Source organism: Pirellulaceae bacterium, assembly GCA_029243025.1.
In the GTDB taxonomy this organism is placed as follows: domain Bacteria; phylum Planctomycetota; class Planctomycetia; order Pirellulales; family Pirellulaceae.
In genome coordinates, this window is sequence record JAQWSU010000056.1 from 128681 (window position 1) to 153707 (window position 25027).

General features: G+C 51.4%; 10 protein-coding genes and 1 pseudogene. 7 read left to right on the plus strand and 4 right to left on the minus strand.

Annotated features, from left to right (window positions below; genetic code table 11):
* Positions 1-151 precede the first annotated feature (151 nt).
* On the plus strand, positions 152-7570 hold the full coding sequence (locus P8N76_27945; protein ID MDG2385534.1) for an Ig-like domain-containing protein: 7419 nt from the start codon (positions 152-154) through the stop codon (positions 7568-7570).
* A 15-nt stretch (positions 7571-7585) separates the two neighbouring features.
* Here the strand turns inward: P8N76_27945 and P8N76_27950 are convergent, their stop codons facing one another.
* Entirely contained in the window at positions 7586-8365 is a 780-nt protein-coding gene (locus P8N76_27950; GenBank protein ID MDG2385535.1) for an aldolase/citrate lyase family protein, read from the minus strand.
* A 244-nt stretch (positions 8366-8609) separates the two neighbouring features.
* Between P8N76_27950 and yjjX the strand changes: the two genes are divergently transcribed.
* The 5 genes and pseudogenes from yjjX (at position 8610) to P8N76_27975 (ending at position 14858) form a co-directional block, all read left to right on the plus strand.
* Positions 8610-9161, plus strand: a complete 552-nt coding sequence (gene yjjX, locus P8N76_27955; protein ID MDG2385536.1) for an inosine/xanthosine triphosphatase — start codon at positions 8610-8612, stop codon at positions 9159-9161.
* A gap of 273 nt (positions 9162-9434) precedes the next feature.
* Positions 9435-10385 (plus strand): annotated as a pseudogene (locus tag P8N76_27960) (dihydrodipicolinate synthase family protein).
* A gap of 166 nt (positions 10386-10551) precedes the next feature.
* On the plus strand, positions 10552-12867 hold the full coding sequence (locus P8N76_27965) for a dienelactone hydrolase family protein (protein ID MDG2385537.1): 2316 nt from the start codon (positions 10552-10554) through the stop codon (positions 12865-12867).
* Positions 12868-12904: 37 nt separating this feature from the next.
* Positions 12905-13867, plus strand: a complete 963-nt coding sequence (locus tag P8N76_27970) for a fumarylacetoacetate hydrolase family protein (protein MDG2385538.1) — start codon at positions 12905-12907, stop codon at positions 13865-13867.
* Between the two features lie 19 nt (positions 13868-13886).
* On the plus strand, positions 13887-14858 hold the full coding sequence (locus tag P8N76_27975) for a nitrilase-related carbon-nitrogen hydrolase (GenBank protein MDG2385539.1): 972 nt from the start codon (positions 13887-13889) through the stop codon (positions 14856-14858).
* 133 nt (positions 14859-14991) lie between these two features.
* On the opposite strand, the gene P8N76_27980 is transcribed toward P8N76_27975, so the two are convergent.
* Together P8N76_27980 and P8N76_27985 are read right to left on the minus strand one after the other, a co-directional pair.
* Positions 14992-16026, minus strand: coding sequence for a hypothetical protein (locus P8N76_27980; protein ID MDG2385540.1), 1035 nt, complete (start codon positions 16024-16026; stop codon positions 14992-14994).
* A 304-nt stretch (positions 16027-16330) separates the two neighbouring features.
* Entirely contained in the window at positions 16331-21316 is a 4986-nt protein-coding gene (locus P8N76_27985) for a beta-propeller domain-containing protein (GenBank protein ID MDG2385541.1), read from the minus strand.
* Positions 21317-21529: 213 nt separating this feature from the next.
* On the opposite strand from P8N76_27985, the gene P8N76_27990 reads away from it, so the two are divergent.
* A complete protein-coding gene (locus tag P8N76_27990; GenBank protein MDG2385542.1) occupies positions 21530-23191 on the plus strand; it encodes an FAD-dependent oxidoreductase in 1662 nt (553 codons plus the stop codon).
* On the opposite strand, the gene P8N76_27995 is transcribed toward P8N76_27990, so the two are convergent.
* A complete protein-coding gene (locus tag P8N76_27995) occupies positions 23188-24981 on the minus strand; it encodes a sulfurtransferase (GenBank protein ID MDG2385543.1) in 1794 nt (597 codons plus the stop codon). The two genes, P8N76_27990 and P8N76_27995, sit on opposite strands and share 4 nt — an antisense overlap.
* Positions 24982-25027: the final 46 nt, after the last annotated feature.

Genomic DNA, 25027 nt, shown 5'->3' on the forward strand with positions numbered 1-25027 from the left:
CCATTTGAGATGAAGATCGAGTGAGGGCACTCGTTTTCATCTTTTCTTCAAGGAACAGTTCCGCTGTTTTCACAGTCGTTCTGACCAGGGCCGCTTTCAAATCAAATTTACCTCGAAGCGACAAAGCTTCCGTCGTGATAAGGCGAACGTAATGCAGTTAGGCTCCAAATATCGGCGAGGTCGTCGAAACCGATTTAGCTTGGAATCCCTGGAAGCGAGGCAGCTTTTGGCAGGGGACCTGATGATCTCGGAGTTCATGGCCGACAACAATACAACCCTCGTCGACGAAGATGGTGACTCTTCCGACTGGATCGAAGTCTATAACAGTGGCACGGAGGACATCGCGCTGGAAGGCTGGCATCTCACCGATAACCAAACGGAATTGGACAAATGGAGTTTTCCCAACCAGACGTTGGCCGCTGGGAACTTCCTGCTGGTCCATGCGTCCGGAAAAGATCGCTCGCCCCCCGGCGGGGAACTCCATACGAATTTCAAGCTTAGTCGCAATGGCGAATTTCTGGCTTTGACCCATGACGACTCGAACGCGTCGCAAGGCTTCGAAATCGCATCTCAATTCACCACCGCCTTTCCCAGTTTGGCAGCTGACATTTCCTACGGAATCGGTCAAAGCGTAACCGTCAATTCGCTGGTCGAAAGTGGCAACACCACCCGTTTGTTTTACCCAACAGACGGAAGCCTTGGAAACAGTTGGACAACCATTGGTTTTTCTGACGGAAGCTGGACGAGCGGAACAAACGCTGTTGGCTACGAACAATCGGTTCCCGGCTTTACCGTCCATGACGCGCATTCCACGGGACAAATCACCAATATCGCCGGCGCTGAAATGGTTCTCGCCGGATCAGGTGTGCAAAGCGAAACCACGACCATTGCCCCGGTTGTCAATTTCCAAGATCCAGGTGGTGGCGGCGGACTCGGTAATTATGGCGATCCTGATCTATTCCCCAATGATCAAGGCGGAGATGACAATGACTTTGCCCTGCGAGCGACCGGTACCGTCTTTATTCCGTCTTCCGGGACTTGGACATTTGGCACCAATAGCGATGATGGTGTTCGCGTCTGGATTGACGATAACCTTGTCATCGATGATGACTCACTTCATGCTCCGGAAAATCGTTTCGGCCAAACAAATCTGAGTGCCGGGGCCCATACAATCGAGCTCGTATTTTTCGAACGAGGCGGCGGCGCGGAAGTCGAATTATTTGCTGCCCAAGGGTCTTATTCCACCTTTAATTCCAACGCGTTCGATCTGATTGGCGATGTGGCAAACGGCGGCCTCGTTGTTGAAACTATTCCGGGTTCGGATACGGTTTCAACAGGCTTTTCGGGGGTGATCGAGACAGACGTGCTGGCGAGCATGTATGACACAGCCAGCGGTGCCTACGTTCGAATCCCATTTCTCCCTCAAAACGTTGAGAACCTTGATTCATTATCGCTTCGCATGCGTTACGACGATGGGTTTGTTGCCTATCTGAACGGTGTTGAGGTTGCTCGGCGAAACGCGCCTGCCAACGTAAGTTACAACTCGACGGCAACATCGGATCGTAGTGACAATGACGCGTTGTTGATCGAGGACATTGATATCTCTGCGCAGTTGAGTCTACTAACAGCGAACACCATCAATATCCTGGCGATTCACGCACTCAACGATTCCATCGATAGTGACGAATTCCTTTCGATTAGCGAATTAGCCGAAGTGAGTGTCAATGAGTCGGCGGAGGTCTACTTCACTGAACCCACACCAGGCAGTTTCAATTCAGCAACTGGTGTCGCTGGTTTCTTAATTGACGAAATCGAATTGAGTCATTCCCATGGTTTTTATGACGTCCCGTTTCAATTGACGATTGCCGCGGCAACGGCAGGTACCACCATCCGCTATACGGTGGACGGTACAGAACCAACCGAAAGTAACGGTACCGTTTACACGGCTCCCATCACCATCAGTGGAACGACAACTTTACGCAGTCGCGCGTTCAAGAACGGGCTCGACCCCTCGAATGTCGAAACGGCAACCTATCTGTTCGTTGAAGATATTTTATTGCAGTCACAGAGTGGCAATCCGCCGGCCGGCTTCCCCAGTTCCACAAACATCAACGGCCAAACACTCGACTACGGAATGGATCCCACAATTGTGAACAGTGGAACCTGGGGGCCTCAACTAGAATCGGCCTTGAAACAGGTTCCATCGATGTCGATTGTGATGGACATTGACGATTTGCTTGGTAGCTCGAAGGGAATCTACACACACGCCGGCAACCATGGCAAAGCGTGGGAGCGAGAGATTTCGCTGGAGCTGATCAATCCGGATGAATCACAGAATTTTCAGATTAACGCGGGACTCCGAATCCGCGGTGGTTTCAGCCGCAGTGGAGGCAATCCCAAACACGCTTTTCGTTTGTTCTTTCGCGACGAGTACGGCGAGAACAGGCTAAATTTCCCGCTGTTTGGCGAAGAAGGTGTCGACGACTTCAAGAAATTCGATTTACGCACGACGCAAAACTATTCTTGGGCCTTCCAAGGCAGCGGCAGCAATGCGTTCGTCCGCGATGTATTTTCCCGTGACCTGCAGGGTGAAATGGGACACGCCTACACGCGTAGTCGCTTTTATCACTTGTATATCAACGGCCAGTATTGGGGCCTGTATCAAACCGAAGAGCGACCGGAGGCAAATTTTGCCGAGTCTTATCTGGGCGGTGACGCAGATGATTACGATGTCGTCAAATCAACCGGCTCCAGCGGTGGCTATCAGAACGAAGCAACCGATGGTAACACACAAGCCTATCAACGTCTGGCCAACTACTTCTACCAAGCGGGCGGCTTGAGTGACGCAAAGATGAGCGACTACTGGAAAGCTCAAGGATTGAATTCCGACGGAACTATCAATCCGGCCTACGAACGATTGCTCGATGTCGAAAATCTCATCGATTACATGATCCTGACCTATTACACCAGCGATGCAGATGGCCCTGGATCAAAATTCACACGCCCGCGAATCAACAACTATTTCACCGTTTTCAATCGCGAATCACCCGACGGATTTAAGTTCTTTGAACATGATTCAGAACACTCGCTAGACCGAGGTAATGCAGCCGGCGCAAACTATAACATGGTCACGCCGCTCACAACGGGTGGCTCGGATTTCCGTTACTTCAATCCGCATTGGATGCACGAGCAATTGGCAAACACCAACACCGAATACCGCCAAGAGTTCGCTGATCGCGTCTATACACATCTCTTCAACGACGGCTTGCTCACACCCGATCAAGCGAAAGGCGTGATCAATTCGCGAGCGGCTGAATTCGATCAGGCAATCATTGCCGAGTCAGCCCGCTGGGGCGATGCCAAACGAAGCTCACCCTACACAAAAAACGACTGGCAAAACGCGATCAACAGTGTCAACTCCTTCATCGATAACCGCTCCTCCGTCTTTCTCGATCAATTACGTAGCCAAGACTGGTACTCCGATGCCACGCCTCCAGGATTTACGGTCAACGGTACTCCGCAATTAAGTGGCCGAATCGAGAACACTGACGACGTTTCGCTCTTTTCGTCAGGTGCCACAACCTTTGACGATATCCTTCCAGCAGGAACCGTCTGGAAATACCTCGATGACGGTTCCAACCAAGGTACGGCCTGGCGCGCGTCCAACTTCAATGACGCCAACTGGAAGACGGGTAACGCCCAATTAGGTTATGGAGATGGCGACGAAGCCACCGTCGTAAGCTATGGATCGAATTCACAGAACAAACATCGAACCACTTACTTTCGCCAATCATTTAACGTTACCGATCCCAACAATTATCAAACACTGCGACTGGGAATCCAACGTGATGATGGTGCGATTGTCTACCTGAACGGGCAGGAAATCGCACGCAGCAACATGTCTGCCGGCAGCGCAAGTTACGACGACTTTGCAGCAGGTGTGGCCGGTGGCGGCGATGAATCCACCTTCTATGAATTCGATGTTGATGTGTCGCAATTAAATAACGGAAACAATGTATTCGCCGTTGAGATTCATCAAGCGAATGCCTCCAGTAGTGACATCAGTTTCGATCTAAGACTGGAAGGTGGCAGTTTCAATACGGGCAACGGAAACATTTTCTACACGACCGACGGCTCTGATCCACGACTTCCTGGTGGCGAAATCAACCCCAACGCAATTAATTTCGATGGGCTTGATCTGAACCTCACACAAACGACTGTCATGAACGCTCGTGTTCGAAACGGTAGCGAGTGGAGCCCGTTGAATGTGGCCAATTTTTTGATCGATACACCCGCCACAGCTGACAATCTCGTAATCACCGAAATCAACTACAACCCTCACGCCGCGCTGACTCAATTCGGAGACATTGACGTCGACAATGATCAATTTGAATTCGTGGAATTAGTCAACAAGAGCTCCGAACGAATCGATTTGACTGATGTCGCCTTTGTACTCGCTGACAACGAGGGAAAAAGTGAAGGCATTGAATTCAAATTCGCTACTCAAACATTAGCTCCCGGAGAACACATTGTCGTTGCTCGTAATCGGACAGCGTTTGTCTCCCGATACGGAAATTCGGTGCGCATCGCAGATCACGCCGAGATGCCAATTGGCACTGGCACCTTCGAACAAGCATTGAGCAACTCAGGCGAACTACTGACGCTTGTCGATGCTCAAGGGACCGTCATTCAACAATTTGAATACAACGACGGTGGAAATTGGCCAGGCAGGGCCGACGGGAACGGCTCCACCCTCGAAGTGACCAACAACAACATCGATTACAACGTTGGTGGTGACTGGCGATCAAGCAATGAATTCGGTGGCTCGCCCGGGTTAACCGGGACCGGCCCAATTCGAGATGTGGTCATCAATGAGATTCTAACCCACACCGATCTACCCCAAATCGACATGGTGGAATTGCACAACACGACTGATGCAACGTTGAATTTGGGCGGGTGGTACATCAGCGACAACAACTCGAACTACTTTGCATACCAACTGAATATCATCAGCGATATTATTCCCGCCAACGGTTACTTGATCGTTGACGAAACCCAGCTGGGCTTTGGCTTCAAAGGACAGGAATCGGATGATGCTTGGCTAATTTCTGCAGATCTCAACGGAAAACCAATTCGGTTTGCCGACCATGCCGAATTTGGAGCAACCCCAAATGGGGTCGCCCTCGGATTGTGGCCAAATGGGGACAAACGCCTGTTTCCAATGCAGTCCAACACGCTCGGCGCAGCCAACAGCGGACCCTTGCTGAGCGACATCTATCTCGGAGAAGTTCATTACCATCCAGCCGAGACTGATTCGCCCAATATCCCACGCGACGAACTCGAGTTTGTCGAGGTAGTGAATAATAGCGGTAGCCCTGCCGACATCAGCCACTGGCGACTCAACAATGCCGTCGACTTCCAATTCCCTGAAAATTCCGTGCTGGCGAACGGACAAAGAATCACTTTAGTGAGATTTGATCCGCAGGTTGAAACAGCAAAAAGGGATGCCTTCCGTGATATCCATGGAATGAATCCTAACGCTGTCCTGATTGGCCCCTACTCCGGCGTACTCGACAATGGCGGAGAACGGCTCGAACTGGAACGGCCTGAAGATCTACAACAACTGGGCCTCGGGTTTGTTTTAGTCGATCGAGTCGTTTACGAAGACGATTCCCCCTGGCCCACAGCAGCTGATGGACAAGGAAAATCCTTACATCGTAACGCGACAATCTCCTTCGGAGACTTCAACACAAGCTGGGAGGCGGCAACGCCCTCGCCAGGCACGGGAGAAATGACCGTCAACGTCGACCCCGTCGCCGGGGACGACCAGTATTCTGTCGACGAGGGGGAGTCGCTCGATGTGACGGGTCCGGGAGTGCTCGAAAATGACACGGATCAAGATGGAGACACTCTAAATGTCACCTTATTGACCACAACCAGCAACGGCTCCTTAACACTTATGTCGAATGGCTCCTTTACCTACTCACATCACGGTGGAGAGACAACCAGTGATCAGTTTACCTATCGAGTATCCGATGGAGCAGGTGGAACCGATACAGGAACAGTCGCGATTGACGTTTTGCCTGTTAATGACCTGCCAGTCACGGATAACGACTCCTTCTCCGTGCCCGAAGGAGACACTTTAATCATTAGCAGTCCGGGAGTTCTTGAAAACGATCAGGATCCGGACGGCGATCCGTTGACTGCAACGGTCGTCACACCCCCAGAATCTGGCTTGTTAGTGTTGAACCCAGAGGGTGGCTTCTCCTATACACATGACGGCAGCCAAACGCTGAGTGACAGCTTTGTCTACCGTGCCAACGATGGAAACGGCGGCACGCAAACTGCAACTGTCAATTTAAACATTCAGCCAGTCAATGACGCACCCGTTGGTGTCAACGACAATTTCACAACTGCCGAAGGTGCAACGCTGGAGGTCATCGCTCCCGGACTACTGGACAACGATTCTGACCCAGATGGTGATCAGCTCAATGCTACGCTCGTGAACCCCACGACTCGAGGTACGCTTCAACTAAATCCTGACGGCTCTTTCATTTACCAACATGATGGCAGCGAAACCCTAACGGACTCGTTCACCTACCAAGTGGATGACAATCTTGGAAAAACGGACACTGCGACCGTCACCCTCACCATCCAGCCCGTCAACGACGCACCAGTGGCCTTGCCTGACAGTTATTCTGTTTCGTCGAAAGAGACTCTAACAGTCAGCAGCCCAGGGCTACTCGCCAACGACACGGATACCGACAACAGCGACCTTACAACCATACTTGCCGACAATGTAACGAACGGCACACTGACCTTACATCCGGATGGTTCCTTTACGTACACCAATACGATGGGAGGAGAAGATTCGTTCCGTTACTTGGTTTATGATGGCACGCTCGAAAGTGATGCAGTCAGGGTAACAATCGACGTCGTTGCCGTCAGCGTCCCCGGCGACTTCGACGCGAACGGTGACGTGACGATCGTTGACGTCAATCTTCTCTCGGAGGCCATTAAGGGATCATCGGAAGATCTTGCATTTGATCTGTCGGCGGATGGAACGGTCAATCTTGATGATTTGGACATTCTGATCCTGAATATCCTCGGCACTTTTTATGGTGATGCGAATCTGGATGGAAGATTTGACTCAAGTGACTTAGTCAACGCGTTTCAGGCCGGCGAGTACGAAGATGACGTCATGGGCAATTCCACCTGGTCGGATGGTGATTGGAATAGTGACGGCGACTTCACTACCGCCGACCTGGTGAAGAGTTTCCAGAGTGGCGTCTATGAACAACCAGCGGCGGCTAGTGCAGCAATCTCGAGCACCCTTGCTGCTACGTTGCCGACCGAGACGACAAGAGATCTACGCGAAGAGGTTATCCTCACCGAGCCAACATCAAATGTGCCAATATCAAATGAACCAAGCGAAAGGGGCACGACAAATCTGGAACTACAAAGTCGGGACCTGATCTTCGCTGACAATGAGTTTGCCAACTTTGAATTGGATTCCCGATTGAAGGACCTAAGCGACCACCTGCTTGAATCGCTCAACGACGACTTTTAATGGACATTCAATGGGTTAGAGCTGGTCAAGTTCGGCAAACAATTCACGAGTCGACTGGATGCCGCGATGAACAATATCGACGTCACTACAAATACTAAACAGTTGGCAACCTAAGTCGCGACATTTTGTTGCATGGTCAGGAGACCTCGTGAGTGTCCCCCAAGGCTTGCAGTGCTTTTGGCAAGCTGCCGAAATCCGCTCCAGCGCGTCAACACACACCGGATGTAGTGCCTGGCCGGGCACGCCCAACGTGCAGGCAAGATCCCCCGGTCCGACAAACAACATATCAACGCCGGGCGTAGCGGCAATTTGTTCTACCTGCTCAACGGCTTCGCTTGTTTCGATCTGTATCGCAAGCCACCGATCGAGATTACTTTGTTCCACGTGCTGAGCGGGCGGGATCGTTGCATATCGGGCTTCTGCGTTGGCCAGGAACAGTCCACGCGTTCCTAGCGGCGGATACTTTGACCACTGGATGACCTCAGCGACTTCCTCTAACGTCCGAATTTGTGCGGCCATGACACCACTGCAACCAGCCTCCATCGGCCGCATGACGGTAGCGTAATCGGTGGGAGCCACTCGGGCAAAGGCATCCAATCCGCTGGCTCGACAAGCCATCAACAGCATTTCCAATTGCGAATGGGAAACGGCGCTGTGTTCCTGATCGATCCAAAGCCCATGTAGGTTTCCAATTAGTCCCGCAATCTCAATCAGTTTCGGATCGGGGAACACCCCCATCGACATGACGCGTACCGTCTTGCCTGTGGATAAACGATCATGAATGGAATGACTCATAATGGCCTCAAGGGAAGGAGTGCAGAATAACTGATCAACATTTTAACGATCGATGTGATCCGTGCGACAGTGCCCACACCGCATTCTGTCGTTTTGTCCTCGCTCCAGATTCACTCGAAGAACGATGGCGGATTGCAGTATCAAGTCAGTTGGACTAGCATGCGACAGCGAAAGCCGTCAGTGATCAAGTCAAGATACACTTCTGACTGCGATAATTCGAACTCGTTGACGAAAGTAAAAAGCCATGTCAGAGCTCAGCACGATTGCTGTGGGGTCAACGAATCCAGTGAAGGCGAATGCCATTCGACTGGCCTTCGAACGGATGTTTCCCCACAGGCAGTTCCAGGTAAGCCCGTTTGCGGCCGCGTCCGGCGTCTCCGATCAACCCATGTCGGATGAGGAAACGCTCACCGGAGCTCGAAATCGCCTGGAACAGACACGAGCCAATTGTTCATCGGCAGACTTCTGGGCAGGCATTGAGGGCGGAATTCAAGACGATTCCCAAGGGATGAACGCATTTGCCTGGATTGTGGTGCAATCAAGAGAAGTTCGCGGCGAAGCCAGAACGGCAACGTTCCCACTCCCCAATTCAGTCGCCACTCTCGTGCGACAAGGCGTCGAACTGGGGTACGCCAACGATCGAGTTTTCGGACGTCACGATTCAAAACACCATGAGGGTGCGATCGGTATTCTAACCGACAACGTCATTGACCGGACCATGCTGTACGAACATGCGGCCATCATGGCTCTCGTCGCGCTCAAGAACGAATCAATTTATGCGGCCTGTGATGTCTAATTCGGGAAATGTTATCCGTCTCCGTTTTCAACTGCTCGCTGTGAACAAGCACAATCGATACGACTGTAGAAAATCGATCGATCAAGCGGCAAATGCGGTAAACGAGCGGCGATCGAAGGCCGAAAGCATGGCAATCGTGACAACCAAATCGTAGGCTGACCCCGCCGTTCAGCAGATCGAATAGGTGTCATGGCGCTGGACATTACGACCGAATCGCAGGAACAACGCGCCAGCGTTAACTCCGACTCGTTAACGCTAATCTACGAGGCATCCATGAAGTCCTTATCGACTCCTCTAACCGGAATCATTCCGCCGATCCTGACTCCGTTGAACAATGGGAGCGAGTTGGACACGGAAGGTCTGAAGAGACTGATTTACCGAATGATCGACGGTGGTGTCCAGGGACTTTTTGCATTAGGCACCACCGGGGAAGCTCCTCACTTGCCTCATCGGCTATAGCATCATGTTGTAGAATTGGTTTGTGACCACAAGGCAGGGCGCGTTCCGGTATTTGTTGGCATCACCGATTCATGCTTTGAGACTTCGATCGAACTCGCTGATCAAGCGTATGCAGCAGGTGCCGCAGGATTGGTAGCGGCCCCACCCTATTACTTGCCGATGGGACAGGCGGAACTGCTATCCTATACGGATCGCTTGGCGTCGCGCTGTCCACTTCCATTAATGTTGTACAACATGCCAAGTTGCACCAAGGTGGAGTTTGCTCCGACCACAGTCCGACAATTGGCGGACCACGGAAATATTTCAGGATTGAAAGACAGTTCGGGCGATCTAACCTACTTCGCCGAAGTGGCGCAGCTTTGCCAAGACATTCCTTCGTTCTCTTTGCTTGTCGGGCCGGAAGAACTTCTCGTGGACGCTATGCGATTGGGCGCTCATGGCGGAGTTCACGGTGGAGCCAATCTATTTCCGCAACTCTATGTTGAACTCCATGCAGCTGTGGCAACTGGCGACGAAAACAAAACAAAAAAGCTTCAACAACACGTATCCCTGATCGGGGAAACTATTTACGCAGTGGGTGACCAACCGTCGCGAATCCTTAAGGGACTCAAAACGGCCGCCCATTTAATGGGACTCTGCGAAGATTTCGTTGCTGAGCCGTTTCAGCGTTTCGATTCGGAGGATCGGGCAGTAATCGCTGGCCACCTGAAGCAAATTCTGCCAGCAATCCTACCGGCTGAGCAAGTTTTCGTGAAAGAGATCTAGCGATCGCTGATCGCGCAAACTCAAAGCGTGGAATCCCAAATCCACTGCAGATTCTGCCCGCACGTTGGTGTACGATATCCTTGGTCCTACTTCAGGCGACACCCTTGGGCCCATCCAAGCGACACTCAGCACACACCCACATCGCGAACGGCAGAGGATTCAAACCGTGCCCCACCCTTCACGAAACATCATTCTACTTGTCGGCCTGCTTGCCACTGCGTTTGTCAGCACAACACTGAAAGCAGAATCACTTCCTGACACCCAACAACTGGAAATGCAGGGGGATATTGCCATGCAATTGGTGGAAGGTGTTGATCAATTCTTACTCGATGAATTGGAAAAGTCTGTCGATCGTCGTCAGGCACACTGGAAGCGAGACCTCACTTCCTGGAAGGCCCACGAGACCTCGATCCAACCTCAACGGCAACAACTCGCATCGATTCTTGGCGTACGGGATCAGCGAATTGCAAATCCGACTCCCAACGTGATTGCTCATCCTGGCGAAGAGTCTCGAATTGGCCAGGGAAACGGATTCGACATTTATGCGATCAGCTGGCCTGCCTTCGGGGTTGTCAACGGTGAAGGCCTGCTTTTGGTACCAACAAAGCAACCGGCCATCGCAAACGTCGTAGCCATACCCGATTGCGAAATCACACCTGAACAATTGGTCGGTTTAACGGAGGGTGTAACACCCGAAAGCCAATACGCACGACATTTGGCAGAAGCTGGTTTTCGCGTGGTCGTCCCCTTGTTGATCAATCGTGATCGCAAACAATTCGATTGGGGAGCTCGACCGGCACCGAACATCACAAACCGTGAGATGTTATACCGGAGTGCCTTCGAACTAGGTCGCGGCCTGATTGGATACGAAGTTCAGAAAGTGCTAGCTGCGGTCGACTGGTTTCAACAGGCAAGCTCAACGCCAATTGGCGTCTTCGGCTGGGGAGAAGGTGGCTTGATCGCCCTTTACAGCGCCGCCTTGGACTCTCGGATTGACGTCACTTGTGTCAGCGGGTACTTCGATTCCCGACAAGACTTATGGCAAGAGCCCCTGGACCGCAATGTATTTGGTTTGCTCGAACAGTTTGGGGATGCGGAATTAGCAACGATGATCACACCCCGCCATTTGATCATTGAGGCATCTCGAGGGCCTGAGGCCAATTTCGCCGGACATGGCGGCGGTCCAGCCCGCCTGCGATCGCCCCAGCTAGAATCTGTTCAAACCGAAATAACACGTGCCAAAGCGCTAGTCCACCCTTTGTCGACTGATGAACCAATGCAACTCATCTTCAGTGAATCAGGAACAGGGGGCGCGGGTTCAGCCGCGGCTGTTGAGGCTTTTGTCATAGCAATGGGCGGTAAATCAGCGCCGCGCTACGGAAATCAATTGCCAACGCAATTCCGAGCCGAATTACAGCTGGCAGCTCGACATCGTCGCCAAATGCAACAGATCGATGCGCACAATCAAGCTATCCTCAAAGGCAGCGCACAAGTACGCACCAAATTTCTCTCGGATCTCGACAGCTCAACTCCCGAAAAATACCGTGAAACTTCTCAACGCTACCGAGAGATCTTCTCAGAAGATGTCATTGGAAGTTTTCCTTACCTCTTAGCATCCCCGAATCCACGCTCCCGACGCATTTACGAAACGGACGGCTGGAGAGGTTACGAAGTCGTGTTGGACGTGTTTGACGGAGTCTTTGCTTATGGGATTCTCTTGATCCCAAAGGAGCTCAAGGCAGGTGAACGTCGCCCAGTGGTCGTCTGTCAGCACGGTCTGGAAGGGCGTCCCCAAGACACCGTGGGAATTCAAAGTTCCCATTACTATGCAGGGTTTGCCGGAAAACTCGCCGATCGCGGCTACATTACCTTCTCACCTCAAAACCTCTACATCGGTCAAGACAAGTTTCGCACCTTGCAACGTAAAAGTAATCCGATTAAGAAAACACTCTTTTCAACCATCACCCCTCAACACCAACAGATTGTTAATTGGCTCAAAACCCTTCCAAATGTCGATGGAGACCGAATCGCATTCTACGGTCTTAGCTACGGCGGCAAGACAGCCATGCGGGTTCCCGCCATTGTCACCGATTACTGCCTTTCCATTTGCTCAGCGGATTTCAATGAATGGGTCGACAAGAACGCATCAACCCGCAACCCACGCAGCTATGTATGGACGGGCGAGTACGAAATATTCGAATTCGATCTGGGCAGCACCTTTAACTACGCCGAAATGGCCGCCTTAATTGCCCCGCGTCCTTTCATGGTAGAGCGTGGGCACCACGACGGTGTGGCCGACGACTGGACGGTCGCTTGGGAATTTGCAAAAGTCCGAAATTTGTACGCCGCTCGATTAAAATTACCTGACCACTGCGAAATCGAATGGTTTAACGGGCCGCATCAAATCAACGGAGTCGGCACATTCTCTTTTCTGGACCGCCACCTCAATTGGAAATCGAACGCTGGCGAGAACCGAGACTGAAGCTCGAAATCGCCCCAACACGAAAGGAGCAATGCGAATGCGTATTTGCCGTTACCAACAGGATGGACAGGAGGCGGTCGGATTTTATTTTGACAGTTTTATTGTGTCGATTCGTGAGGCGTTGCGACTGCACCAGGACGCTACCCATGAAAACCTCGACCTGAATTTGACGGCAAATTTACTCGATTACCTTCCACCGGCAGGCAAACAATATGCAAAGGCAACACAACTTGCCGATTTTCTCGCCCGCCACAAACAGGCCATTCCGACAGCAGCCCAGACATCAGTTGACAAGATACAACTGATGTTACCAATCCCTAAACCCAACAAACTATTTCTGCTGGCCGGCAATTACGCAAAACACATCGAAGAGGGTGGCGGCATCGCGGAAGAGCGTCGCGATACATTTCCGTACGTGTTCATGAAGCCGCCAACAACCACATTGACCAATCCGGGACAACCGATTTCGGTTCCGGCAATATCTCCTGACGCCATTGATTGGGAACTGGAACTAGCGGTGGTGATTGGCAAGGAAGTCAAAGGCATCAAAGAAGCCGATGCACTCAGCTGCGTCGCGGGCTATACCGTCATCAATGACATTTCAAATCGCCGCTTTCGACCAAACCCTGGCCGCAAGGAACGACCGAAAGACTCGTTCTTCGATTGGCTTCACGGTAAGTGGTTTGACAGTTTCTGCCCCTGTGGACCCTGTATCACTTCGGCGGATGCCATCCCGGATCCGCAACAGCTGAAATTACAATTAAAGGTCAACGACACGATTCGCCAAGATTCCACCACAGCTCAGCAGATTTTCCCCGTCGCTGCCGTAATTGAATTTATCTCAAGCTTTGTCACCCTGGAACCCGGCGATATCATCTCGACCGGGACACCAGCTGGAGTTGGAAACACCACAAAGACTTATTTAAAATCCGGGGATCGTATTTCCGCTGTAATCAGTGAAATCGGCGATCTACGTTCAACCGTCATAGCGGAATCCTAAGTCGCAAGGTCATCACCAGATGAAAGACATCCGTGTTGCTGCAGCGCAGTTTGAACATCGTGATAACGACAAGTCTTACAACCTTAGTCGGATTCATGAATTGACGCGTCGCGCAGTCGAGCAAGGTGCGGAAATCGTTAGTTTTCACGAATGCGCGATTCCAGGCTACTCTTGGCTGCAACCCCTATCCCATGCGCAACTGCTTGAGGTTGCTGAGCCCGTTCCAGACGGACAGTCCATTCGTCAACTCGTCCGAATTGCCAAAGAATACAAGACCGTCGTCATGGCCGGTCTCCTCGAGCGAGACGACCATAACAACGTCTACAACTGCTATGTGACCGTTGACCGAGATGGATGGGTCACGCGTTTTCGCAAGCTGCATGCATTCGTCAATCCGAACTTGTCGGCAGGCGATGCCTTCAACGTTGTTGAAATCGCCGGTTGCAAAGTCGGTTTTTTGATTTGCTATGACAACAATCTTGCCGAGAATGTTCGCGTCACAACGATGATGGGAGCCGAAATCATCTTCATGCCTCACGTCACTGGCTGCCTCCCCTCTGTCATGCCAGGACGAGGGGTGGTCGATCGGGAACTTTGGGAAAACCGAGAATCAGACCCTGTTCGCTTGAGACGAGAATTCAGAGGTCCTAAGGGACGAGAGTGGCTGATGCGGTGGCTGCCAACTCGAGCTTATGAAAACGGCATCTATGCCGTCTTCAGCAACCCAATCGGCTGGGACTATGACACCGTCAAGCCCGGACTCGCAATGATCCTTGACCCCTATGGTGAAGTCCAGGACGAGTCTCATGCGTTGGCCGACGACGTGATCGTCAGCCATTTAACAGCAGATAAAATTGCGAACTCAAGCGGCCAACGCTACCTCAAAGCAAGACGACCTGAACTGTACGATAAGCTGGTGGAACCTCAAGCGTCGGTCACCCTACCGGGGTGGCAAATGCAACACGAGGCAAAACCTCGCGGCAGCCGTTGACCTGGCTGGCCCCCCACCCCTGACAAGCGAAGACATCACACAAACCGCGTCGAGATCAATCCTTCTCCCCATCAGGGAAAAGGATTCTCAATTCGACCTCGCAGCTGTCGCAAGACGGCCCAGCGGTTGCCGCCTACTGACGAGTTGCCTTCCAAGACTCACGGACATACTCAGTACCGTCGTCACCCACCAAAACCCATTCGCCGTCAAGGCTACCGTCTTTCTTTCGATCTGCTTCTATCGTGATCGTCCCGTTGTAGCCACCTTGGTTGAATGGTAGCACAACTTCAACCCCGCCTGCGTTGACTTTGACTTTGGTCGCATCAACACCGTCGCTATCCGTGCCTTTTGAGACAGCAGTATATTTACCATCTGCTTCCTTAAGAGTGAGCGTGCCGGTGTAATCGTCGTTATCAGGTACCTTCGCAACAACATTCCACACGCCCGCCAAACTTTCAACTTTTCGAACAGCAGACCATTCTCCCTCAGCACCAGCATCCTCAACCATCCATTTGCCTACGAGCTTGTTGTCACCATCTGCTTTGGCCTTGATGACCACATTGAACGATTCACCGTTCATGTCGACATCAAATTCCAAATGCAGCTCCTGGTCAGACATCGTCACCTTATTAATTTTGTTCTTACCAGCGTCACCGCTCAGCAAACCTGTTAAGTCTGCATTCTTTCCCTTGAGTTCCAATACAGACTTTAGCTTAACTCCATCAGGCAGCGTTGCCGTCGCATCCCAGGCACCTGCCAACATTACTTCTTTCACAGCAGTGACTTCACCACTCATGAACACATTGCCGTCATTATCAACAATCGTCCATTTCCCATCGAGCTTTCCTGCCGTTTTTTCTTCCGCTTCGACGCGTATCACACCTGCGTTGCCATCCTGCTCGACGTCGATTTCCAACGTAACCTTTTTCTTGTCCACGCTTATACGATCAAGCTTTCTTTCCTCACCCTCGTATAAATTGAGGCCGCTTAGTACATCGCCCTTTCGAGAGAAGGTCCAGGTAATATTGCGAGTGTTTCCATCGGATGTTGCGGTGGCTTTCCAGACACCGGTGAGGTCCAAAGATTCCAAGTGATGATCTGCCTTAGTAGTCGAGGCAAGAAGCATAATCACTGACACCATAGCAACCAACTGATTGCGAATTTTCATATCGCTGAACCTTTCCAAAACATTATTACAACGCAATACCTGGTCTTAAACGATAAGCTTAGCCGGTCCGGTGCGGGGCCTGCAAGTGTCCGGCGGTCAAAGGTAATTGACGAAATTGCCAGCGTCCCCCCGCCTGTCACGGAGAAACAACAAGGCATTCAACCTCACTTAAGGGCATTCAACTTGGCTCAAACACGGACGAGAGACGGTGGGGGGGGAATCGCAGCAAAGCAGGCGAAACCCCATCCGCCAGGCAAAATCCACTCGCCATGCTTCGCAAGCTCAAGGCATTCCATTCAACCGACTAAGGCGTATCCGGATCATCGTATCGGCCGTATTTCCCATATTGAAACGCCAGCACAAAATCGGCCGAATCAAAGTCCCGATCACCGTCCCAATCGCCCTCAGCCCAACTGGAATTATTCGGCAACGCGTCTTCGTATTCTCCCGATTGAAAAGCGAGCACCAGATCGGCCGAGTCGAACCGACCATCTTGATTCGAATCTCCCGAAAAAGACAGTGCAGCATCAAAGAGTCGATCCACAGCAGCAGGTGTGAAATGGCTATCATTCGGGTCAAAATTGGCTGTATCAATCACGAGTCCATCCAAAACATTCAAGCGATTGACCGCCAACAACACGTCAATTGGCGACAAATGACCATCACCATTTACGTCCACCAACCCAGATATTGACTTTTCCCCTTCCATCGAACGAATGACGTCCTGGGTAGGCAATTGTCGGCTGCCCGAGTGACGCAACTCATTAATAACCAAGATCGCATCATTAGGAGTAACTTCACCATCATGGTTGACATCAGCAGGTTCTGCGGCGTTATGCCAGTCGGCCGCCACCGTCGGTGCGAACTCAAAATCAGCATCAACGAGTTTGGTTGAAACATGACTTGATTCATACAAGTACTGTTGATCATTCACACGGAACACTAGCCGCCAGTGTGCGGCCTCTGGCTCAGCGGAAACCGTTAGCAACTCCCCAATTTCGACCGCAAGCCGTTCAGCCAAGTTTTGTTGAGCCAGAGAAATTGCCAATTCACCATCCGCATCGATGAACATCGCGACCGGCATGGGTTCCGCATCAATTCGATAAAGATCTCCCAAACTGGAGATCACGATCGAAGGATCAACCACGTCGACAACCGAAACGGAATCTTGAGCAATTGAATAGAGTTTGTCACCGATGTAGCCGCTGCGTCTCACCGGCGAATCATGTTCGATCTGTGCTGCGATTTTGAGCTTTCCACCTTGCTCGGCGTCAAGATCAAGTCGAAACACCATCAGTTCATGTTCGGTGATCCATTCACGTGCTTCACGAAATCCGTCATCATCCGTGTCGACACGCGTTACGTATTGCTGTGTGGCGGGAACGGCGAGCAATCCATGCGTGGCGAAATAGCCAAAAGCGTGATGATCGACAGTCGCTTCCGTCGTCGAGAACCTTTCGAATGTGAATTCATCTAATAGCTTTGGACTTTTTAAGTCACTCACATTGAACAGTGAAACCTGAGCGGGCCCCATCCCCCCCGTTGGTGTGTTTCTTCCGACGGCTAATAGATGATTCTCATCAATCAACTGCATGTAGCTCGAGAAGCCAGGCAACGTCAAATGACCCATCGAACGAGGTTCTGTCGGATCGCTCACGTCGAGACCAAACAATGGATCAACATTACGAAACGTAACCACAAAAGCACGATCTCCCATGAATCGCACCGAGCGCGTCGTTTCCCCCAATGCCAAATTTTGCAGGCTGCCAACAAACTCGAGAACGCCGGCATCCTCCCGAAGTACAAACAGATCATTTTCGGATCGGTCAGTCCAATTCCCAGAGTTGGTGTTCGAAATCGTGGTCACAATTCTCAAATGGCCCCGATATTCATCCGCTGAAAATTGATTGAGCATCCCCCCAGCAACCTCGCCACTGGCCGCTAGATCGGCCTCACCTGATTCGCCGTCCCAATCAAACTTCAGAATTCGAGTGGAAAGTCCGTCTTCGCTTTCGTAAGCATTTTCGAAGACGTAAAAATGATCCAACGAAGCGTAAACCTTTGCCACGCCATCCGTGTAGACGCCTGCCGACGCCGCAAGCCCTGGTTCCGTATTCGTCACATCAATTGATATCAGCGACAACAGATTTGATGCATTGGGTTGCAGTCGCTGATAAATATCTTCCGGCTGATGCACGAGACCGCTTCGGGCAAGTTCACCATCCGATCCATAACTCGCATAGTTTGGCAAGGCTTCTTCAACAAAGGCTCCGGTCTCAGCAAGAAACCGCTCCAAATATTGTTCTTTTGTTTCGTAAACCCCCTGCCAAGGATCCAGTTCATCATCGGCTCGAATGATTTCAGGCAGCGGTGCAACGGCTGAATTCGCAGCTACCAAATAAACATGATCCCCCACCCCGCGAGATTCAACGTAGCGCCCCTCTAACTTCGTGGTCTGAACAATTCGAGGGTTCGTCCGATCACCCACATCGAATACGGTCACATAGGTTTCCGGCTTGGAGTCATTCGGGGAGGGCATTAGATTCATGGGGCGGTCATTGACGAATCCAACATCGTTGGGCTCGACATCGTCGCCCCCGCGAAGATCGAGTAACGGAGCGTATCTGATTTGCTCAGAGATGACGGTCAGCCGATCACCGCGTAAGAACTCACCGATTGCCTGCCCCTCAATGGGATATCGTGAGACTTCAGCCAGTGAATCGGCCGGCCATGCATCCAAGATGACCAGATCATTGCCAGTTAGCATGTAAATATACTCGTCGTCAAATTCGACGATATCTCCTTCGTCAACGCCTTCCACCTGCACGTTTGTTTCGGAATGCCCCCGTCCAACATTCGCGTTGGGAGCTGGATTCAGATCTGAGGTTGAGGCGTCCTCTAAAAACCAATTGAATGGACTCGATCCGAACATCCATTCGTATCGGACCAACGCGTCATCGATCAAGAACTGTTCGAAATCGCCAAGGGTTGCAAATTGAGGAAAACGAGCTTGATCCCCTGAACGCACCTGTACCTCGATTTCTGCTTTCAAACGTCCATCCACGGTGTAAGTAAGTCGATCTGTCGCCACCACGTCGGCCGGAGCCTGATAAATCACAGCCTTTCCGTCCGCCGCAATCTGCACGGAGGCCCCGATCGCTGAGGTGGTCACGTCGGTAATTCGTTGCTCCCCTTGATAATCGGCACCGAACAGATCGTTTACCAACACGGGCATAACTTCTTGTTCAGCCGGATTCACACGATAACGATCGTCTCGAACACGTCGGATCACATTAACGGAAACGGCTGAAGTCATCACACCATCGACCTGATACGTAAATTGATCACGGCCGATAAAATCTTCTGGTGGCAGATAGGCAATCGATCTTCCACCCGGCAAAATCGTCACCGTGCCGCCCTGATCGGAGTCGACAACTTGAGTAATGCGGCGAGCACCTCGATAGTTGGAACTGTGACATGGGTCTTGCTCGCCGTTTCGAGAAAAATCATTCGCAAGCACATCAATCGAGGTTGCTTGACTGTTTTGGTCGACCACCACGTGATCGCCAACAAGTTGGCTGGTGAAACCAATCCACGCGTTGCCAACATATTTATCGTCAACCGTATACTGAAGCGCGAAGGATCCTTCAGCGGATGGGGGCACTTGCAATTGACGACCATCGGGGAGCACCGTAATTGACGAGTTCTCATCGTCAGAACTCACCGCTGTAATTCGTGCTGGCCCCGAATACCCCTTATGAAACAGATCATTGGCCATCACACTGATTGTGTACGGACCCCGTGTCGGATCGGCACAGAAGCGGTAGGAGTCACTTTGAGCCAACGGCTGCACGTAGACGGTGGCTGCTGCTGACAAATCATCGTCCACCGTGTACTGAAAGTGATCTGAACCGATGTATTCAGCCGGTGGTGTATAAGCAATCGACTTCCCCACAATTGACGTGGCTCCACTCTGTTCGGTATCCGAGACGTGGCTAATTTCCCGCGGCCCTCCATAACCATTTCCCCAAAAATCATTATCGAGCACGGACAGAAGTTGTCCGGGGATATCTTGAACTGCCTCCAAGTAATCGTCTCGAACGGGGCGAGTAACTTGTAGATGCACGGTGGCAAGGTGCTTGTCATCCGCAAGATAGGTAAAGGCATCAGGTCCGCTAAAATCTCTTGGCGGCGTGTAGCTCAAACGACTTCCGCCATGAATGATCCGGACCAGTCCACCACTCTCCGGTTGGGTCACATCGGTGACCCGACTCACCACGTCTCGGTAGCGGTTGTTCAAGTCTCGATAGGTATCATTCGGAAGTACCTCCAAGACATGATTAGAACTGTTGCGATCAAGCTCTGACCAATCATCTTTGACCGGTCGATGAACGCGTAGGCTTACCTGGGCTTCAAATCGATCATCTACCACATAATAAAAACTATCCCACCCCGAGTGATCTGCGGAGGGTGTATAGAGCAGACGTTCGCCAGCGTCCGAGATTTCAATGTGGGCGTCATTCGACGATTGGGTCACCGCAGTGATCTGACCTTGTCCCCGATATCCCGGCCAGAAGGGATCGTTCTGAAGCACGTGCAACACATTACTCGTCGAATTTTGAATAATTTCAAAACGATCGGACGTGAGCGTTGGTGGAACATCGATCGAGACCCTGGCCGCGTAAACTCCGTCAACGATATAGACGAACTGATCTTCCCCTTGCTGGTCATCGATCGGACGATATCGAACCGATTGTCGATCAGCGGAGATCGTCAGCTCGCTACCCTGGCTGCTGACACTCGTGAGCGTAATGCGGCGTTCCCCCAAATATTGCTCCCAAAACGGATCGTTTTTCAGTACATCGAGCGTATGCACTTGCCCGTCTGGTGGAATTTCGTACCGATCGTCAGTCAAAGGGGAACTCACCTCGACCTGGACTTGAGCAAATTCTCGCCCGTCGACGAAGTAGGTAAACAATTCTCGCCCACTGAAATCGGCAGGTGGAGCATACTCGATCGCCCCTCGATCCGCACTGATACGAATATTGCCACCTTCGGAGCCAAAACTAACACTGGTTATTTGTTTCCCACCGGCGTACGTTTCAGCAAATTCATCGTTGGCCAACACCTCAAACAGTTGGCTGCTCTGATTCTGGTAAACTTCGAACGAATCTGAAAACAACTGAATGTCAGCCGCCAAAAGATGGCGTGGCTCCAGTTGTTCGAGAACACGAATGCCCAGCCGTTTTGGTCTTAACCCATAAGAAAACCAACGCTTATTTCTGATCATCCGCCTTATTCCTCAGTCACAAAACACATTCAGGCAGTCTCCCACGGGATCCATCACGGGCCTCCATTGTAGCTAAAACCGTGCTCTTAGGAAACCATTTCGACCGCTGATCCAAGGCCACTTAACACAACAACTTGTTAAACTTCATAAAGAGATTAAACAACGTGAGAGGTTAAACAACGATTCACACCACTCAGGAACGAGCAGCACCTCATGTCATTTTACCAGCGCAATCTAACAGCCCTTGGGCTCGGGTTATTCGTCTATCTACACTGCTTGTCGACAGCAGTTTTCGGTCAACCGCCAAATCCATCCGGCTACGATGTGGTCGTCTATGGCGGCACATCAGCCGGTATCATCGCAGCGGTTCAGGTAAGTCGCATGGGGCGAACGGTGGCCCTGATCTCACCGTCAAAACATCTCGGTGGTTTAAGCACAGCTGGCCTGGGATTTACCGATAGCGGCGACAAACGGGGCATCGGGGGCTTGTCACGAGAGTTCTACCAACGCATCAAACAAAAATATGATCGGCAAGTGACGTGGAAGTTTGAGACACCCGATGACTACTCACGATACGATGCGAACGTGGACGCGATGTGGACTTTCGAGCCTCACGTTGCCGAGGAGGTTTTTGAGGATCTCTTAAAGGAAGAACAAATTGCTATCTTTCGACAACAGCGGCTCGATCGAGAATCTGGCGTCACTGTTCGAAACAACATGATTCGTTCCATTCGAACTCAACAAGGAAGCACTTTTAACGGAAGAATGTTTGTCGATTCGACTTACGAGGGTGACTTGATGGCAGCTGGCGGTGTGAGCTATACGGTTGGGCGTGAAAACAACAGTCGGTATGGTGAAACTCTGAACGGCGTCCAGAAAAATCAGAACATCCACAATCACCGTTTTCCGAAACTGGTCGATCCCTATGTGACTCCGGGGAATCCAGCCAGTGGTTTATTGCCAGGCATCCATGCTGGATCGCCCGGCAACGAGGGGCAGAGCGACAAACGGGTGCAGGCCTATTGCTTTCGAATGTGCATGACCCATGTGCCCTCAAATCGCGTACCCTTCGTTAAACCTGCGAATTATAACCAGCGACGATACGAACTCTTGCTACGAAATTTTGAAGCAGGTGACCATCGAATCCCCTACCACTCATTGATGATGCCGAATGGCAAGACGGACACAAACAACAACGGTGCATTTTCAACCGATAACATCGGGATGAACTACCGTTATCCGGAAGCTACCTACGAGGAGCGAGAGGCGATCATCCAAGAACACCTTAACTATCAGCAAGGTTTCATGTGGACGCTCGCAAACCACCCTCGCGTTCCGGAACCCGTTCGTCGAGAGGTTTCAAAGTGGGGACTTTGCAAAGATGAGTTTCTCGACACGGATCACTGGCCCCACATGCTTTACATTCGCGAGGCCCGTCGCATGCTCAGCGACTATGTCACGACCGAACATGATTGTCGCCGCGTCCGGGTTGCGAAAGATTCCGTGGGAATGGGATCCTACAACATGGATTCACACAATACGCAGCGTTACGTATCACCCGCTGGATTCGCCCAAAATGAGGGAGACGTTCAGGTCTCACCGGGTGGCCCTTACGTGATCAGTTATCGATCCATCATTCCCAAAAACGGTGAGATCGCAAACCTACTCGTACCGGTCTGTCTCTCTTCATCGCACATCGCTTACGGGTCTATTCGCATGGAACCCGTCTTTATGATTCTTGGACAGACAGCTGCAACAGCAGCTGTCTTGTCGATCCAAAGCGAATGTGCAGTCCAAGATCTGCCTTACCAACGACTCAGGCGACAACTTCTAACCGACAAACAACAGCTGGACCTTCTCGAGGCAAAACACTAGTTTCCTTTGGCCTGCGCCCAGGCCGGTGGTTCGCCCTGATAGGTAACTCTTTCATCGGTCACCGGATGTTGAAAGCTGATCTTCCAAGCATGCAAACACAACGGCGGATCGTCAAGAGCATGCGTCAATGTCGTAGCCGGCTCTGAGGCGCGATAGGTCTGGTCTCCCACGACTGGCAAGCCGTGGTGCACAAGGTGAAGTCGAATTTGATTCGTCCGTCCGGTCACAGGTCGAGCCTCCAGAAGGCTCGTTCCATCCTCAAACTCTCGCACGACGCGAAAGTTGGTTCGTGCAGGTAACCCCTCAGGCGCCAGCTCCCGAGCTCCTGCTCGGATTGCATTTTTACCGATCGGCTCATCAACCGAAAAGTCAGCTGCCGTCGCCTGACCATGCACTCGGACGAGATACACTTTTTCTACCTGATTGTTTTCGAATTGCGGTTGGATTTTCGCAGCAAAAGGTCGAGTCCGAGCAAACACCGTGACGCCCGTCGTATTCGCATCCAGACGATGTGCCACACGAAGTTTTTGCGGCTGATAGATGGGTTCAATCAAGCGGATCAGCGTGTTGCGATTAAAACGTCCACACGGGTGCATCGGAAGCGGGGCCGGCTTGTTGATCACAACCAGTGCTTCATCCTCGAAAATCAAACGAATATCGGCACTTACATCAGGCTCCACGGTGTTCGGAATCACATGCTCAATTCGATCACCAGCGCGAACTTGCGTTTCAGCACTCAAGGGAGTGCATTCTCGTTGCAATCGCCCCTGTTCAATCAGTTGGATCCATGCTTCGCGGGTCACGTGCGGATGCAATTCGCAGACAAACTCCAAGAGTGTTTTGTTATCAAACCGGCCTGGAACATGCATGGGACGTCGATTTTCATACGGAACGCGACCAGGCAGTGGATGGGTGACAGCTTCAAATTGCAAATTCCGAGAGCCCCGAATTTCCTCCATCGCCTGTTCCGATTCGACAAAGCAATGGGGGCACGACTGATCCGGAACATACAATTCCGATTGCTGTTCTTCAACAGTCAGCGGGGCCTGGCAGACAAAACACATCGCCGTATCCGTTTCGCTTAGCGCTTCATCCAAAGACACTCGTTGATCAAAGACAAAACATTCGCCGTCGTAATGGGCCGACCCACACTCTTCAAAGTATTTTAAGATGCCGCCATCCAGCTGATAAATCTTCTCGAAACCAGCTTGTTCCATGTGCGGCCCTGCTTTTTCACACCGAATGCCGCCCGTACAGAACACGACCACCGGTTGTTCTTTCAGTGGTTCCGGCAACTCTGCAATCTTATCCGCAAATTCACGGAAGTTATCGATCCCCAACGAAACAGCATTTTCAAAGCTTCCCAACTTGATCTCATAATCATTACGGGTATCCAACAGAGTGATTGGACGCTTCTCGTCTAACCATTTCTTCAACGTCTTCGCGTCAATTTTTGGAGAAGGAGTCTTCTGGGGCTGCAATTCTCCATCGTCAAACGCAATAATTTCTTTTTTGATCTTCACCAACAGGCGACGAAAGGGACGCTTGTCGCTGAAGCTGACTTTCACATTCAAATCAGCAAATTCCTTTTCGGAGCGAATTTGATCGAGAAATCGTTCAATGGCAGTCGTCGCTCCCGCAAGGAATAGATTAATGCCTTCCGTGCTCAACAGCACCGTCCCCTTCAGCTGCAATTCTTCGCAAAGTTGTCGCATTGCCGCACGACGATCGGCGAGATTCTCGAGAGCCACAAATTTGTAAGCTGCAATGTTGGCAATCGCCGAATTCACACTATTCTCCTCACGCGAAGCTAAAACTTCGGAAAACTGATACCGT

Excerpts from the sequence above, each read along its gene's own strand:
- P8N76_27945 (MDG2385534.1), top strand. The coding sequence starts at position 152 with ATGCAGTTAGGCTCCAAATATCGGCGAGGTCGTCGAAACCGATTTAGC.
- yjjX (MDG2385536.1), top strand. The coding sequence starts at position 8,610 with ATGTCAGAGCTCAGCACGATTGCTGTGGGGTCAACGAATCCAGTGAAG.
- P8N76_27990 (MDG2385542.1), top strand. The coding sequence starts at position 21,530 with ATGTCATTTTACCAGCGCAATCTAACAGCCCTTGGGCTCGGGTTATTC.
- P8N76_27975 (MDG2385539.1), top strand. The coding sequence starts at position 13,887 with ATGAAAGACATCCGTGTTGCTGCAGCGCAGTTTGAACATCGTGATAAC.
- P8N76_27950 (MDG2385535.1), bottom strand. The coding sequence starts at position 8,365 with ATGAGTCATTCCATTCATGATCGTTTATCCACAGGCAAGACGGTACGC.
- P8N76_27980 (MDG2385540.1), bottom strand. The coding sequence starts at position 16,026 with ATGAAAATTCGCAATCAGTTGGTTGCTATGGTGTCAGTGATTATGCTT.
- P8N76_27970 (MDG2385538.1), top strand. The coding sequence starts at position 12,905 with ATGCGTATTTGCCGTTACCAACAGGATGGACAGGAGGCGGTCGGATTT.
- P8N76_27985 (MDG2385541.1), bottom strand. The coding sequence starts at position 21,316 with ATGATCAGAAATAAGCGTTGGTTTTCTTATGGGTTAAGACCAAAACGG.